General features: G+C 33.1%; 10 protein-coding genes and 2 pseudogenes. All 12 read right to left on the bottom strand.

Annotation, left to right across the window (positions count from 1 at the left end):
• Positions 1-103: 103 nt before the first annotated feature.
• Positions 104-679, bottom strand: a complete 576-nt coding sequence (locus tag LGK97_RS12145) for a rhomboid family intramembrane serine protease (RefSeq protein WP_226260040.1) — start codon at positions 677-679, stop codon at positions 104-106.
• 176 nt (positions 680-855) lie between these two features.
• The gene (locus tag LGK97_RS12140; RefSeq protein WP_226260039.1) at positions 856-1,434 is read right to left on the bottom strand and encodes a hypothetical protein; all 579 of its coding nucleotides are present in this window, start codon (positions 1,432-1,434) and stop codon (positions 856-858) included.
• A gap of 315 nt (positions 1,435-1,749) precedes the next feature.
• Positions 1,750-3,159, bottom strand: coding sequence for a 23S rRNA (uracil(1939)-C(5))-methyltransferase RlmD (rlmD, locus tag LGK97_RS12135; protein WP_226260038.1), 1,410 nt, complete (start codon positions 3,157-3,159; stop codon positions 1,750-1,752).
• A gap of 185 nt (positions 3,160-3,344) precedes the next feature.
• Positions 3,345-3,704, bottom strand: a complete 360-nt coding sequence (locus LGK97_RS12130; protein ID WP_226260037.1) for a DUF1540 domain-containing protein — start codon at positions 3,702-3,704, stop codon at positions 3,345-3,347.
• A 324-nt stretch (positions 3,705-4,028) separates the two neighbouring features.
• Positions 4,029-5,789 carry a pyruvate kinase gene (gene pyk / locus LGK97_RS12125; RefSeq protein ID WP_226260036.1) on the bottom strand — a complete coding sequence of 587 codons (1,761 nt, stop codon included), beginning with the start codon at positions 5,787-5,789 and terminating at the stop codon, positions 4,029-4,031.
• Between the two features lie 118 nt (positions 5,790-5,907).
• A complete protein-coding gene (gene pfkA, locus LGK97_RS12120) occupies positions 5,908-6,867 on the bottom strand; it encodes a 6-phosphofructokinase (protein ID WP_226260035.1) in 960 nt (319 codons plus the stop codon).
• Positions 6,868-7,187: 320 nt separating this feature from the next.
• Positions 7,188-8,654 (bottom strand): annotated as a pseudogene (locus LGK97_RS12115) (OB-fold nucleic acid binding domain-containing protein); the annotation flags it as partial.
• 139 nt (positions 8,655-8,793) lie between these two features.
• A complete protein-coding gene (gene ltrA / locus LGK97_RS12110) occupies positions 8,794-10,653 on the bottom strand; it encodes a group II intron reverse transcriptase/maturase (protein WP_264175031.1) in 1,860 nt (619 codons plus the stop codon).
• A gap of 250 nt (positions 10,654-10,903) precedes the next feature.
• Positions 10,904-11,026: a hypothetical protein gene (locus LGK97_RS19800; RefSeq protein ID WP_264175030.1), complete on the bottom strand. Its 123-nt coding sequence runs from the start codon at positions 11,024-11,026 to the stop codon at positions 10,904-10,906.
• A gap of 403 nt (positions 11,027-11,429) precedes the next feature.
• A pseudogene (gene dnaE / locus LGK97_RS12105) lies at positions 11,430-13,538 on the bottom strand (DNA polymerase III subunit alpha); the annotation flags it as partial.
• Between the two features lie 93 nt (positions 13,539-13,631).
• A complete protein-coding gene (locus LGK97_RS12100; protein WP_226260033.1) occupies positions 13,632-14,936 on the bottom strand; it encodes a DRTGG domain-containing protein in 1,305 nt (434 codons plus the stop codon).
• Positions 14,937-14,944: 8 nt separating this feature from the next.
• Positions 14,945-15,895 carry a DNA-binding protein WhiA gene (gene whiA, locus LGK97_RS12095; RefSeq protein ID WP_226260032.1) on the bottom strand — a complete coding sequence of 317 codons (951 nt, stop codon included), beginning with the start codon at positions 15,893-15,895 and terminating at the stop codon, positions 14,945-14,947.
• Positions 15,896-15,940: the final 45 nt, after the last annotated feature.

Raw genomic sequence — 15,940 nt, 5'->3', positions numbered from 1 at the left:
CGCTCATCTCCTTGCAATCTTATTGTACACATTCACGTAGCGTTAATGTCAACAGTATTGGTAAAATATTTTTAAATGTTACAAAAGTGATAAATCAGTAATTTCACATTGATTCTATATGTTTAACTTTAAAAGCAAACAATGCCCCACAAAGTCCACCAATAATATGAGCAAGTTGTGAAATATTATCTTGCGCAAAAACACCTCCAAATATTTCTCTACCTATGAATACAAAAAACACAATTATTAAAGTCAGTGGAATTCTACCCTTCTGTGCATTTGTAAAGGAGCTTAATATAATAAACATATAAACAATTCCGCTTGCCCCTAGCAGTGCAGCACTAGAGAAAATCACATGTATTAAGCCTGTAACAAAAGCTGTTACCAATATTAATTGTATTAAAACTTTGGAACCGTACTTCTCTTCTAGCATAGGCCCAGTTATTAAGATTATTATAAAATTTCCTGAAAAATGAGCCCAATTAGCATGACCTAGTATATAAGAAAAAAGCCTCACGTATTGCATAGGATCTAAAAAAGAAGTTCTGTAATTTGAAAAAAGCACTCTTGTCAAAGTGTCATTTGTTACATAACACAATAAGTAACTAGCAAGAGCTAAAAACGTAAAAGTTAATATTACAGGTGAATTGTATTGTATTTTTTTGAATTTTGAAATCATGACTTTTCTACCTCCTTTTTATATTTGCTTTACTTATTATAAACTGATTTATTTTATATATTTCTTACTAATAATTCATTATATATTTGCAATTAAAAAGTGGCAATAGAAATCCCCCAAACTTTAACTTAAGTCTGAGGGAACATAAATCATATTAAATTTTTTACTTAAGCATTTTATTGTCTGATGTATTCTCTTCCTTTTTCAGGTTTTTGTGGTGCTGCAGCTTGTATCTTATCAGCTTGATCTTTAGTTAAAATGCCTGCTGTTACAAGCTCAGTGAATATATTAGTATTTGAAGGTCTATTAGCCTTCATATAAGCAGTTCTTTCCTCTACAGTCATAGCTTTTAGCTTAGCCTTTTGTGCATCTCTTTCTGCTTTTTTAGCTTCCATTGCTACCTTTTTATCAGCATCAGTCATTGCATCAAATTTAGCCTTTTGTGCATCCATTTCAGCTTTTCTCGTAGCTTCTTTAGCTTTTAAGAATTCTGTTACCTTATCAGCTTCAATTTTAGTTATAACACCCGCTGTTACCTGAGTCGCTAATACTGTTCCTAAATAATTACTCTTTTGCATGCCTCCCTTTTGAATATCTCCACTTCTATGTTTAACACCTAATCTGCCTTCAATCTTAGTTTTAGTAGAGTTGTTAGCCTTAACATTATCTGCAAATGCTACAATTGCACTTGAAATAGTTATGCTCCCAACAATACCCAAAACAAGTAGTCTCTGATATAACTTTCTCTTTACCATAATAAAACCTCCTAAATTCATTTTAAGAAATTCTCATTCTTATCCTCTCATTATCAGCTTTATGTATGGCAATCGTGTTACAACTTTACAAATTTTACGTTAATTTTACCATATATATTCACACAATATTCACATTTATTATATCATGATATTAAATCATCATCTTGAAGTTCTTTAGCTACATTAAGTGGCCAAAATGGATTTCTTAAAAGCTCACAACCAATGTAATCTAAATATGTTATTTCAACAAAATTCCCCCAAACTAATTTAGTTTGAGGGAATATAAAATAAACTTCAGTTTTTATTTAAAATCCACTACATGCCACTTGCCACGTGGGTGGCACTAAGTTTAACCACACACTCCACATGCGCCGTCTGCGGAAACATGTCCACCGGCTGAATTTCTATAGTTTTATAGCCAAGCTCCCCTAAAATTCCCAGATCACGAGCTAAGGTTCCTGGATCACAAGACACATATACTATAGTTTTAGGCTTCATACTGCTGATAGCTTCCAAAAGTGATTTATCGCAACCCTTTCTTGGAGGGTCAACAACCACAACATCAGCACGTACTCCTTCACTAATAAGTTTTGGAATAACTCTCTCTGCTTCACCTACTATAAATTCTGTATTATGTACATTGTTTTCTTTGGCATTTATTTTGGCATTTTCAATAGCTTCTGGTACTATCTCTACACCGTATACTTTTTTAGCCTTTTGTGATAAAAATAAAGATATAGTTCCTGTACCACAGTAAGCATCTAGAACCACTTCTCCACCACTTAAATTTGCATACTCAAGTGCTTTACCATATAATACTTCTGTTTGAATTGAATTGACTTGGAAAAAGGATAGTGGAGAAACTTCAAATTTAAATTCACCTATGTAATCAGTTATAGTATCTTTTCCCCATAAGGTTTTACATTGGGCTCCTAGTATTACATTTGTCTTTTCATTATTAACATTTTGTACTATGCTAACTAGTCCTTGAATTTTTTTAGTCATTAAAGCTATAAATTCTTCTTTAAAAGGGAGACTCTTACCTTTAGTAACTACCACCACCATTACTTCCCCTGTTTTAAATCCTTTTCTAATCATAATATGACGAACAGATCCTTGATGATTTTCCTCATTGTAACTCTGAACACCATACTCTTTCATCCATTGTTTTGTTAGTTTCACCACAATATCTGCTACCTTGTCTTGAATATAGCAAGTTTCCATATTAATTATGTCGTGGCTTCTTGCTGCATAAAAACCAATGTTTACTTCTCCAGCCTTATTTGATACAGGTAATTGAACTTTATTTCTATAATTATAAGGATCCTTCATACCTATCGTAGGATGTATTATTACATCTTCGAGTTTCCCAATTCTGCCCATAACTTGCTTTACCCTATCAGTTTTAAAATCTAACTGCGCCTCATAGTCAACATGCTGTATATTACACCCTCCACAGTTTTTATAAATACTACAAACTGGTTCTATTCTACTTTTAGATGTTTCAATAATCTCTAGTAGTTTACCAAAGGCAAAGCTTTTAGACAGTTTAACAATTTTTACTTTTACCTTTTCTCCTACAATTGCACCAGCTACAAAAACGGTAAAATTGTCTATCTTTCCTACCCCTTCGCCCTCGTATCCCATATTGTCTATAGTCATTATGTAATCCATGTTTTTTTCAACAGGAATAACATAATTATCAAATTCTTTCTTACCCTTCATAATTTTCTCCTCTCTAATAATATCTATTTTAATTCTAGCAATTCTAGGCTACAATTTTAAAATGATAAGGCACAGGAAAATAAACAACAAGTAAACTATACTAGTTCATTTATTCCCTGCGCCTATTTAATTGTAACTAAAAAACAGCTACTGTAAATATATTTTTCATTTGATTAAAAGCTTAACTATTCTTTAAATGTCTCACATTGTGTTCTTTCGCTATTTAAAGCATCTATTCCACTTATTATAATATTATCTGCAATACATAAATCTTTTTCATTATGAACACAATTTGTAGCCTCGCATTTAATACTTGGACTCATCTTGATAATATCATGATTAAATGCTTGTTTTATTTCACCAATCACATTCATATTTAGTACATTTGTTAAGGAGTTTTTTAAACCCTTTTCGGCAAAGGTTTCGCATTGTGTTTCCTCAGTACTATGAGCATTTGCACCTGAAACATTGATATTACTTGCTGAGCATATTCCAGACATATTATTAACACACCTTGTTGCACTGCAGCTTAAAGTTCCAATCATGATTATCACTCCTATCATTTATTTTTAGATAAAGTCATGGTTATAGTTTTGCAATTTTTAGTTTCAGTTTCCAACTATAATTTATAGCCTTTAATTATAATTTGTAGCTTTTGATTTTATTATACTATACATATGAAGAATAAGTTAGAAGTAATCTTTATATTTTTATAAGATTTTCTATGTTTCTGCTTTTATAGACAAAAAAAGCACCATATAGGTGCTAAATAGAAATCAGTTGCCATACTGTTTTACCTGTAATTATAACCATATGTGTTTCAATTATACACAATCACGCCTCATGTTTCAACCTTTTTTTGGTAGTTATTAGTACTTTATATTAGCTCTTCCACTATATACGATACCTCTAGCTGCATCCATTGTTATAAATGAACCAGTTTTAATGATTTCTGCTGCTCCTGTTGCATTATATATTATTGGAATTCCTTTTGAGGTACATTCAATAACAACGCTTGAGCTTAGCTCATCTTCTTCTACAATGATTCCTGAAACTCTATCTAATATATCAATATATTCCCTATTTAATCTTTTCACTACTAAAATATCTCCATCTTGAATAGTATCATTAGCTTCTTTTGCAGATTTTACATAATGAGCTGTTCCACAAGCTGATGCACTTATATTCCCCTTACCTTGAAGTAATATATCCCCAACAACATGAACCTTCATCATATTTGTGCTACCTACGTAATTTGCAGGGATTCCAGCTGCAATAACTACTAAGTCTCCCTTTTCCACATAACCTGCTTCTAGTGCAATGTTTACAGACTTATCTATAAGTTCATCTGTAGAATCTACTTTATCTGAACATACTGGAAACACACCCCAATTTAATGCTAAGCTTCTTGCTACTTTTTCATAAGGAGTAACAGCTATAACAGGACATTCCGGTCTATAAGCCGAAACCTTTTTAGCTGTATGACCACTTTGTGTTGCAGTGATAATAGCTGAAGCATTTAATTCCATAGCCGTATTACAAGTAGCTAAACTAATAGCATTTGGCACATTGGGAATATGGGATTTTCTCTTCTTCTTTAAGTTAGCCTCATAATTAAGAGCATTTTCAGCAGCTTGCGCTATCTTAGACATTATCATTACTGTTTCTACAGGGTATTTACCACTAGCAGTTTCACCACTAAGCATTATTGCATCTGTACCATCAAATATTGCATTTGCAACGTCTGAGGACTCTGCTCTAGTTGGTCTTGGGTTTCTCATCATGGAATCTAACATTTGAGTAGCTGTTATAACTGCTTTCCCTGCAGCATTACATTTTTCAATAATCATTTTTTGAACTATAGGGACTTCTTCCGTAGGAATTTCAACCCCTAAGTCTCCTCTTGCAACCATAATACCGTCAGAGAATTTAATAATATCATCAATATTATTAACCCCTTCTCTATTTTCAATTTTAGAAAATATTTGTATTTCTGCTCCACCATTTTCGTTAAGTACACGTCTTATATCAAGTACATCTGCAGCTTTTCTTATAAAAGACGCAGCAACAATATCAACTTCTTGGGAAATCCCAAATTTTAAATCTTCAATGTCTCTCTCTGTAAGTGAAGGTAGATTTATTGAAACTCCAGGTACATTAACCCCTTTATGGGTACCTACCATTCCAGTATTTGCAACGGTGCAAAGTACTCTTTTACCTTTTACTTCATCTACCCTAAGTCCAACTAAACCGTCATCTATTAATATAGTATCACCTGGCTTAACGTCTTCATGTAACTTATTATATGTTACCGAGCAAATTGTTTCATCCCCCACAACTTCCTCACCACAAACAATAGTAAATTTTGAACCTTCTTTTAATTCAACTTTACCAGCTGCAAAATTCCCTGTTCTAATTTCTGGTCCTTTAGTGTCTAGTATTATAGCAATATGTTTATTAAGCTCTGTTCTTAGTTTTTTTACTAAGTCCATTCTTACCTTATGTTCTTCATGATCTCCGTGAGAAAAATTATGCCTTGAAGCATCCATCCCCTCATTGATTAGTCTTTTTATAGTTTCACTATTGTCACTAGTTGGTCCTATTGTACATATAATTTTAGTTTTCTTCATAAATTACTCCCCTTATTGAAAATTTATTTTGTATTTATTCTATATTTATTTTGTATTTATTATTAGCTAATCTTATGCTACAGCACGTAAGTGATGCCTACAGCACCACAGGTGATGCTTAATAAGATAACACTTTTGATATTTCATAAAGCTTTTCATCAAATGCCCTTGGTATTGCTAGTGCAACATTTATATCTTCATCTACTACTTTGCCTTCTCTCATACCAATTACTCTTCCTGATCTACCTTGTATAAGCACTTCTACTGCTTCTACTCCCATTCTTGAAGCCAATATTCTATCAAAGGCACTCGGACTTCCGCCCCTTTGAATATGCCCAAGTATTGTAGCTCTTGATTCAATTCCTGTTATTTCTTCAACTTGCTTTGCTAGCTCATTTGCTTTTCCTACACCTTCAGCTAGTATTATTAAATTATGCATCTTCCCTCTTAGCTTACCTTCGAATATAGTTTTGCATAAATCATCTATTTCATACCCTATTTCAGGAATAATTACACTTTCGGCCCCTCCGCCAATTCCAGCATATAAGGCTATATCCCCACAATTTCTTCCCATTACCTCAACTACACTAATTCTCTCATGGGAACTTGAAGTATCTCTTATTTTATTTATAGCATCAAGTACAGTATTTAGTGCTGTATCAAATCCTATAGTATATTCGCTATAAGGCAAGTCATTATCTATAGTTCCTGGAATACCAACAGTTGCAATGCCCATTTCTGATAACAGCTGTGCCCCTTTAAAAGAACCGTCCCCTCCGATTACTACCAACCCATCAATACCAAATACCCTTAGTACATTAACTGCCTTTTTTCTACCTTCTTCTGTTGTAAATTCTTCTGATCGTGCAGTTCTAAGAATAGTTCCCCCTCTATGAATTATATCAGAAACTGAGTGTCTATCCATTTCAAAGATTTCACCATTTATAAGCCCGCTATACCCTCGTTGTACACCCATAACTCTAATGCCTTTGTGTATAGCCATTCTAACTACAGATCTAATGGCTGCATTCATTCCTGGTGCATCTCCTCCACTTGTTAATACTGCAATTGTTTTCATAAACATTCCTCCTCGTAGTACTCTTGGCATAAGATAATTATTAATTATTTATCCTTATAGTTCTCACTGGGACAAGATTTATTAACTATGGTCAAAATATGTCCCTGATTGTTTATAGACTCTTGCTGCTAAATATAATGTTATTATAATCTAATTTTATACAACTTTCTCAGAACATTCAACATATTATATTTATAAATATTAAATATAATATTATAACGGCATTGTAAACCTTTTAATGGCATTTTAGAAGATAATTTAATTAATAAACATGGAAGAAAATATTTCTCCCATGTTTAAATTTATCATAGGCAAAAGCCTTATTGTATTTTTATATTATCTTTTCCGAATACACCTCGAAGCATTTCCATAGTATCTGTTTCCTCGCTGAGCCATAAACCCTTATCTACAACATACATCTTTCTTGGCTCCTTTGTACAAAGGTATACAGGGGTGTTTCCTCTATATATGGTCAAATTCTGTTTTAGTTTTTTTAGGGCATCCTTCATCATAGATTCATTTTCTATCAAGATATAAATCTTTTCACTATTAATCTTTAATAATGGTTTAATATCTTCACATAATATTTTGGGTTGTTCCTCTTCCCTGATACTTACTCTTCCCTTTATTATTATTATTTCATCCTCTTCTATTAAGGACTTATATTTTTCAAAGGTCTTAGGAAAAACTATTACCTCAACACTAGCGTATAAATCCTCAAGATTAATAAAGGCCATCATTGCATTATTCTTAGTAACTTTCCTTGTAACCGTTGATATTATTCCTCCAATGATAACATTATCACCATCTTTAAGTTTAAAGCTTTCACTTAGTAAATCATTACCTTCTTCAAGGCTTTCCTCCACTAAAATATCAGATATTCTTGTATTGGTCTGAATCTTTAAGGTCTCTTCATAATCATCTAGTGGATGTCCAGACAAGTATATTCCTGTCATTTCTTTTTCCATTGCTAAAATATGTTTCTTTTTAAATTCTTTAATATTTGGATACTCTATTTCAAAATTATCATAATCATTATCAAAATCTAAAAATAGATTTATTTGTCCTGAAACATTCCTCTTCCTATCGTTGTTTACTCCATCTAATACTTTCTCATAGATTGCTAGTAGCTTAGACCTATAAACCTTAAAATCATCAAATGCTCCAGCCTTAATAAGACTTTCTACTGCTCTTTTGCTTACACAAGAGGTATCTATCTTATTGCAAAAATCCATGAATCCAGTGAAATCGCCTTTTTCCTCTCGGCTTTTTACAATAGTATCTATTACATTTGCCCCAACATTCTTTATAGCTGTGAGCCCAAATCTTATAGTATCCCCCTTTACAGTAAACCCTGCAAAACTTTCATTTATACTAGGTGGTAAAACTTGAATACCAATTTGGTCCGCATATCTAGTATAAAAGGCTACTTTCTCACTACTACCTTTTATACTATTTAGCATAGCGGCTATAAATTCTGTAGGGTAATAACACATTAAGTATGCTGTTTGATAACCTACAACTGCATAGGCTGCTGCATGGGATTTATTGAAAGCATAGGAAGCAAAATCCATCATCTGATCAAATATCCGGTTTGCTGCTTCCTCCGTAATCCCATTACGTAGGCACCCCTCCACTTCTATGGTGCCATCTATTCCAACTATTCCATGAATAAAGTTGTAGCGCTCTTCTTCCATGACCTTGTGTTTCTTTTTAGACATAGCACGACGCACTAGATCTGATCTACCCATGGAATATCCAGCAAGCTTTCGAACAATTTCCAATAGTGATAGGTAAGGTTTTGAGATTATCTCCACCTTTTCCCCCACTTCACACCGTACATGAGAGTTTCCTACTCATACGGCGTTCCATCGGACATATAATAATTTAATAATTAACATTAAGATATATTCAAGATTTTATAATTTATCCTGCAACATTAATTTCTTGTAGTTCACAAAGTTTTCTATATTGGTTTACTTTCTTAATTTGATTTGCTTCAAGTCCAAGTTCTTTTATTAATTTTTCAATCAGTTTCTCATCGACTGCATGTATTAGCCTATGTACTCTACCTTCGACTATTACTAAGTTTTGATAACTGTCATCGCCACCTAAGTGTTTAGGGGTTTTATGGTGACAATGAAAATGAAATGTTTTAAGAACCCATTTTGTAATTGCACATTGACCATTTTGTGCTGAAAATACTGATATTCTATTATCATTGTATTCAACACTATCATTTTTAGAGAAATACCTCATCATATCTGCTATTCTACTTGTTATTGTTAGTTTTAAATAGTCATGTACTAACTTCCTACCCTTTTCAGTGTAGTCACAAGTTTCTTGTTTAAATTGCATTGGAGGTCTCATCTTTATATATGATATTGGTATTAATGCATATTTACAATAATACTTGATAGCTTTACTATCTCCATAATACTTTTCAACCACTTTATTCTTTGTTCCACTTTCTGTTGCAAAAGGTTTGAGTCTATTTTTCATATATTTAAGCACATTGAATTCAATAATATGAAAACTCTTACATACATGAGAAGCACTGTCATAATAATTATGATATCCAAATAGCATTTGATTTAACTTTGCTAATTCTGCCTTTGGTTTTTCTGAGTGTTGGATAACTTTAATATGTCTTTTGATTTTAACTGTTAAGTTGTTAACCGCTTTATTTGATACACAACTTTTAATTGTGTACTTTTCTTTTTCATTACCATTGTAATGTTTTATTCCTTTTCTATGAACCTTCATTTTAAGTCCTAAAAATTCAGAATAGGATTCTCTTAAATTAACAATCTTAGACTTTTCCTCATTAATTTCAAGTTTAAGTCTATCTTTTAACCATTCTGTGATTGCTATTTTAATTTTACAAGCGGTTTTATAATCTCTACAAAATACTTTAAAGTCATCCGCATATCTAACGATATGCATTTCCTTTAGATTTGTTCCTTTGAGTGCCCTTCCATGTGATAGTTGACAACTATATTCATGTTTTGTTGGTATTCCATAGAATTGAGAATCAATCCACCAATCCAATTCGTTTAAAACGATATTTGATAATAACGGGCTTAGTATTCCGCCCTGTGGTGTACCTCTTTCTTGTTTTCCTTCTCCAACTACTTCACACTTTAACATTTTCGATATTATACTTATTACCTTTTTATCCTTAATGCCTAAACTATACATCTGTTTTAGGAGCTTACTATGATTTACATTATCAAAAAATCCTTTTAGGTCTATATCTACAACGTAATGTAAGTCAGCTCTTTGCATTAAGTGATAACATCTTGCTATTGCATGTTTGGCACTTCTATTTGGTCTAAATCCAAAGCTGTAATCATAAAATTTTGCTTCACATATAGGTTCCAATACCTGTTTGATACACTGTTGAATAATTCTGTCCTCTATTGTTGGTATTCCTAAAGGTCGCATTTTTCCATCATGCTTTGGTATAAAGATTCTTCTAACTGGTTGCGGTTGATAGTTGCTTAGTCTTTTTCTGACATATTCAACTATTTCAAGCTCACTCCACAGTTTTATATCTCTAATAGTATGTGGATTACTTCCCTTTGTTGTACTTCCTTTATTTGATTTAAGTGTTCTATATGCCAATAAAATGTTTTCCTCACTTATGATGAGGTCATATAACTTATAGAAATTTTCATTTCTTTTAGCCTTCGCATACAATTCATCAAATATTTTCTGAGTTCCATAGTATTCATTATATCTAAGTGTATCCTTTTTCTTTTTATCTTGAATTCTATCTATCAAAGTCACGTCCCATCAATTGTAGTTTTGACAGTACATTCTCTTAGTCTTACTCGAACCTTTGAAATTATCAATTTTGATAATAATGTTATATTTTAATTATTATATAATCCGACTAAAGCCCATTCCTCCGCAGTTTATTATCCCTGTTTCATCAGTACTATGGCTTCACTATCACTTGAATTAAGATAAGTTATAACAAATTTCGTTTTTCCTTATCAACATTTCATAGGGATTGAATTTCCTCCATGTTTCAAGCTTTCCACGTTCCTATAATTTTAGCTTTACATATATCTTTAGGTGCTTCCTTTAAGCCCGTTAGCTTGATAGTGCCTGTAACACTATAAGGTCTTTCATAAAGCAAAATCTTACTCAACCTCACTAACTCCCCACAAGGGGCTGTAGCATTTCTACTACTTAGAACTCAGGACCCGTACATTCGGAAGTTCGTCAGTATTTACTAATACATTCTCACCATAGATATTTTATAGCCTCTCGGTCTATAGATTACTTCACATATCTCTATGCTATTTTCCTCAGCACCACTTATTATTCCAACGACGTTGTAACAATGAGCTTTTCTGTTAGGGTAATTTTCAACCTGCCTTACCCAGCTTCATACAATTGAATATTCAACTTCTCATGCATGTGGGGACTATTAGAGAGAGCATTTCAGGGCGTTACTCCTTCATTCTACTCTTCAAATTATAAGTTCTAATTAGATTTCTCTAACTGTCACATCTTCGATATTTCTATCTTTTTGCGAAACGTGTCGCACTAACCTGTTCTTGATAAACCATTACTCCATAGGTAACTCCAAGTATATCCTCTAACTGAGGTGTTTCATATTCCACCTTATCCATGCTATTTTTATTTCTTATATAACGTGGAATTTCTGCCATAGGACCTGGTCTATATAAACTTATTCCAGCAATAATATCCTCTAAATTGTCTGGCTTAAGTTCTTTCATAAAGCTAGTCATTCCTGCAGATTCTAGTTGAAATATACCTACAGTTTTTCCTTCTCCAATCATCTTGTAAACTTTGTGGTCTTCAATGTCCAAATCATCTATGTCAATATCCACTTTTCTATTTTGTTTTATGAGCTTCACACAATCCCTCATTACTGTTAAAGTTCTAAGCCCTAGGAAATCCATCTTTAAAAGGCCAAGCTCCTCTAATGTTCCCATGGGAAACTGTGTTACTATCATTTCATCATTTTTCTGAAGAGGGACATAGTTTACTAAAGGCTTAGATGCAATAACTACACCCGCTGCATGAGTGGAACTATGCCTTGGAAGTCCCTCTAAGGCTTTTGCAATATCAATAAGTGCTTCCACACGTGTATCGTCTTCATAAAGACCCCTAAGCTCAGCATTCATTTCAAGAGCTTTATCTATGCTTATATTAAGCACAGATGGTATCATCTTAGCAATCTTGTCTACCTCTGCATAGGAATAATTCATAGCCCTTCCTACATCTCTTATACAAGCCCTAGGGGCCATTGTTCCAAAGGTTATAATTTGCGATACATTATCTGACCCGTATTTATCCACTACATAATCAATTACAGCCTGCCTGCCTTCGTAACAGAAATCCGAATCTATATCTGGCATTGATACCCTCTCTGGGTTCAAAAACCTCTCAAAAATCAAGCTATATTTAATTGGATCAATTTTAGTTATATTTAAAGCGAAGGCAACTATAGATCCTGCTGCAGAACCACGACCTGGCCCCGTTGGGATATCATGTTCTACTGCAAACTTTATAAAATCCCATACTATAAGAAAGTAATCTATGTATCCCATTTGTTTTATAATATTAAGTTCATATTCAAGCCTGTCTACATACTCTTTGGCGTCAATATTTCCTTTAGCTATTTCGTTTACAGCTTCTATTGAAAATTGATTAGATAATAAGCAACTAAAAACCTTATACCTCTCGATCATTCCCTGGTAGCAAATTTCCCTTAGATAATCATAAGGGTCCACACCATCTGGCAGTGGAAACTTTGGTAGTTTTGATACATGAAATTCATAATCAAAGTTACACTGCTCTGCAATTTTCACCGTATTACTTAGAGCTTCTTTAACATAAGCAAAGGATTTTTGCATTTCGCCTGGAGATTTTAGGTAAAACTCATCAGAAGGGTACCTCATTCTATTTTCTTCATCCACAGTTTTTGCCGTTTGAATGCAAAGAAGAACATCATGAGCCTTGGCATCTTCTTGATTAATATAGTGAGTATCATTGGTGCAAATTAGTGGTATTCCAGTATCTTTTGATAATTCCACTAAAAGATCATTAACCTTAAGCTGATCCTCCATACCGTGATATTGTAATTCTAAGTAGAAACCATCTTTAAATATCTCTCTATACTTTAAAGCTATTTCCTTGGCTTTTTCATAATTATCCCGTAGAAGATGACTCTGAATCTCGCCACCAAGACAAGCACTACTAGCAATTATTCCTTCACTAAATCTTGCCAAAAACTCATAATCAACTCTAGGTTTATAATAAAAACCCTTAATTGATGCAGCAGATACTATCTGCATTAAGTTTTCATAACCTATCGCATTCTTAACTAAAAGCACTAAGTGGTGAGTTTCATTTTCCCTATCCACTTGCTTTATATTCATATCTTTAGCTGCTACATATATTTCACAACCTATGATTGGCTTAATTCCTTGCTCCTTCGCCTGTTTGTAGAACTCAACACAGCCGTACATTGCTCCATGGTCTGTTATTGCAATACTCTTCATGCCAAGTTCCTTTGTTTTAGCTAAAAGCTCTTTAATCTTGCCTGAACCATCAAGAAGGCTATACTCTGTATGAACATGAAGATGGACAAAACTTCCCAGGTCTTCTTTTTCTAATTCTTGGTTCACATTTTCACTTCCCTTTAAACGCTATATTTATCCACAGGTAACAGTAAATGACTCCACAATTTAAACCTATTAATCCACCACTAAAAAGACTTGTTATTTACTAAATACCTTGGCAGAAATCATAGCCTTTGCTACAGCTTCTTTTTTACTATTGTACATACTAATTTCTACCTTAGAAAAGTTTCTACCTTTATCCACAACTTCTGTAATTATATCTATATTACTACCCATTTGTACTGGTTTCATGAAATATGCCATAATGCTATCTACAGAAATATTAATATTATTATTTTGTCTTAAAGCCATTATTCCCATAGTTGACAACAACATATTCAAAGAACTCCAAGAAGCCGTTCCAACAGGGTCTAACATCTGAGGAATAATCTCACCGTTAAAGTGCATCTTATCTCCCTCACGCTTATATTTAAAATTCTTTAATATAAGATCCTCTATAGTTTCTGATACTTGAGGTTGTCTTAGTGCAAACTCCATGGCTTTTATAACATCTTCAATGCTTAAAACTCCTACAAGCCTTTTTTTATCAAGTACAGGGCAAAGCTTTATTCCATCCCAACCCATAATATGAGCAGCATAAGCTACAGTTGTTTTAGGTGTTACACTTATAGGCTGTTTACTCATGATTTTATGTATAAGTTCATTATCATCATTATGTCCCTGTATGTCTCTTAAAGTAACTATACCAATAAGATTCATATTCTCATCAACTACAGGATATCTCTCATGATTGCTTTCTGATAGTAGCTTTTTCCAAATAGCAATAGTGTCATTTCCCCTGAGATATTTCACATCAGGTTCCATAACATCTTCCACTAAAATTATTTCTTTTTTAACCATACTTTCAGAAATAGCCTTATTTATCATACTTGCTGTAGTAAATGTATCATAAGTAGAGGATAAAATAGGAATATCCTTTTCATTTGCCAAAGCCTTTATCTTTTCACTACAATCAAAACCTCCAGTAATTAATACTGCTGCTTCATTTTCAAGTGCAAGCTCCTGCGCTTCTTCCCTATTCCCAACAATAAGTAAGTATCCTGGTTTTATATAATTATTTATTGTGTCTACTGCCATTGCACCTATTATGAACTTATTTAAACTTCTATTTATACCTTCTTTTCCACCCAATATTCTTGCATCAAGAATTCTTACAACTTCAGCATAGGTAAGACTCTCAATGTTTTTTTTAGATACCTTAGAAACTCTAACAGTACCGACCCTAGGCACAGTGTTTACAATCCCCATAACTTCAGCTTCTTTTATAGCTCTGTATGCTGTACCATCACTAATCCCCAGCACTGAGCTTACACCCCTTACCGAAATCTTAGTTCCAATCTGCAGTGAAAGAATATAATTAATAATCTCTTCATGCTTCGACATTATATATTTTACCTTCCTTCTTTCCTTAATTCTTCAGCTATTTTTTCTATTCTTCTGAGTCTATGGTTAATTCCAGACTTACCTACTGGTGGTTCTAGAATTGCCCCTAGTTCCTTTAAAGATTCATCTGGATATTCCAGTCTTAGCTCCGCAATTTCTCTTAAGTTTTTAGGCAATCTTTGAAACCCAATTTCCTTTTGTATTAACTTAATGCTTTCTACTTGTCTTACTGAAGCATTTACTGTTTTACTAAGGTTTGCAGTTTCACAATTTACAAGTCTATTTACATTATTCCTCATTTCCTTCATTATCCGTACATTTTCAAGGAACAATAATGAACTATGTGCACCAATTATATTAAGAAGATCCACAATTTGCTCACCTTCCTTAATGTAAATCACGTAACTATTTTTTCTTTGTATTATTTTTGAAAGTAATCCATAACTATTAATAAGTCTGCATAACTCCTCTGCATAACCCTCATCATGTGTAACAAACTCTACATGGTAGTTTTTTTCTGGGTTACTAATGCTACCACCACCTAAAAAAGCACCTCTTATATATTTACGTCTGCACTCTTCAGCTTCAATTAATCTTTCCGGTATAGTATAATCTATGGAAAAAAAGTTGCCATCCTCTAATACTGCTACTTGCTTTAACAGATCTTTGACACCCATTTCTTCTGTAATTATAACCACATAAACATTCTTTTTCTTAAGAGAATTACTCCTCTTAACTAACAGTCTAGCGTGAATATCAAAATGTTCCTTTAGTAACTTAAATATCAACCTTGCTATTGCAGGGTTTTCAGTGGTTATTTGAAAATTCACTTGCTTATTTGAACCTAGCCCGATAGTTCCACTTACCTTCATTATAGCTGCCAGTTCAGCCATGGCTTCTTTCTTACTCATTTCTGTAAATCTGCAAATTTCATTTTTAACCTTAGACGAAAATGACATTATTCTACTCCTTATTATGTTTATTTGCCAAAGAAACGTAAAAAC

Origin of the sequence: Clostridium sp. CS001 (assembly GCF_020443565.1) — a bacterium.
In the GTDB taxonomy this organism is placed as follows: domain Bacteria; phylum Bacillota; class Clostridia; order Clostridiales; family Clostridiaceae; genus Clostridium_AD.
This window is presented reverse-complemented; position numbering and strand designations above follow the sequence as displayed.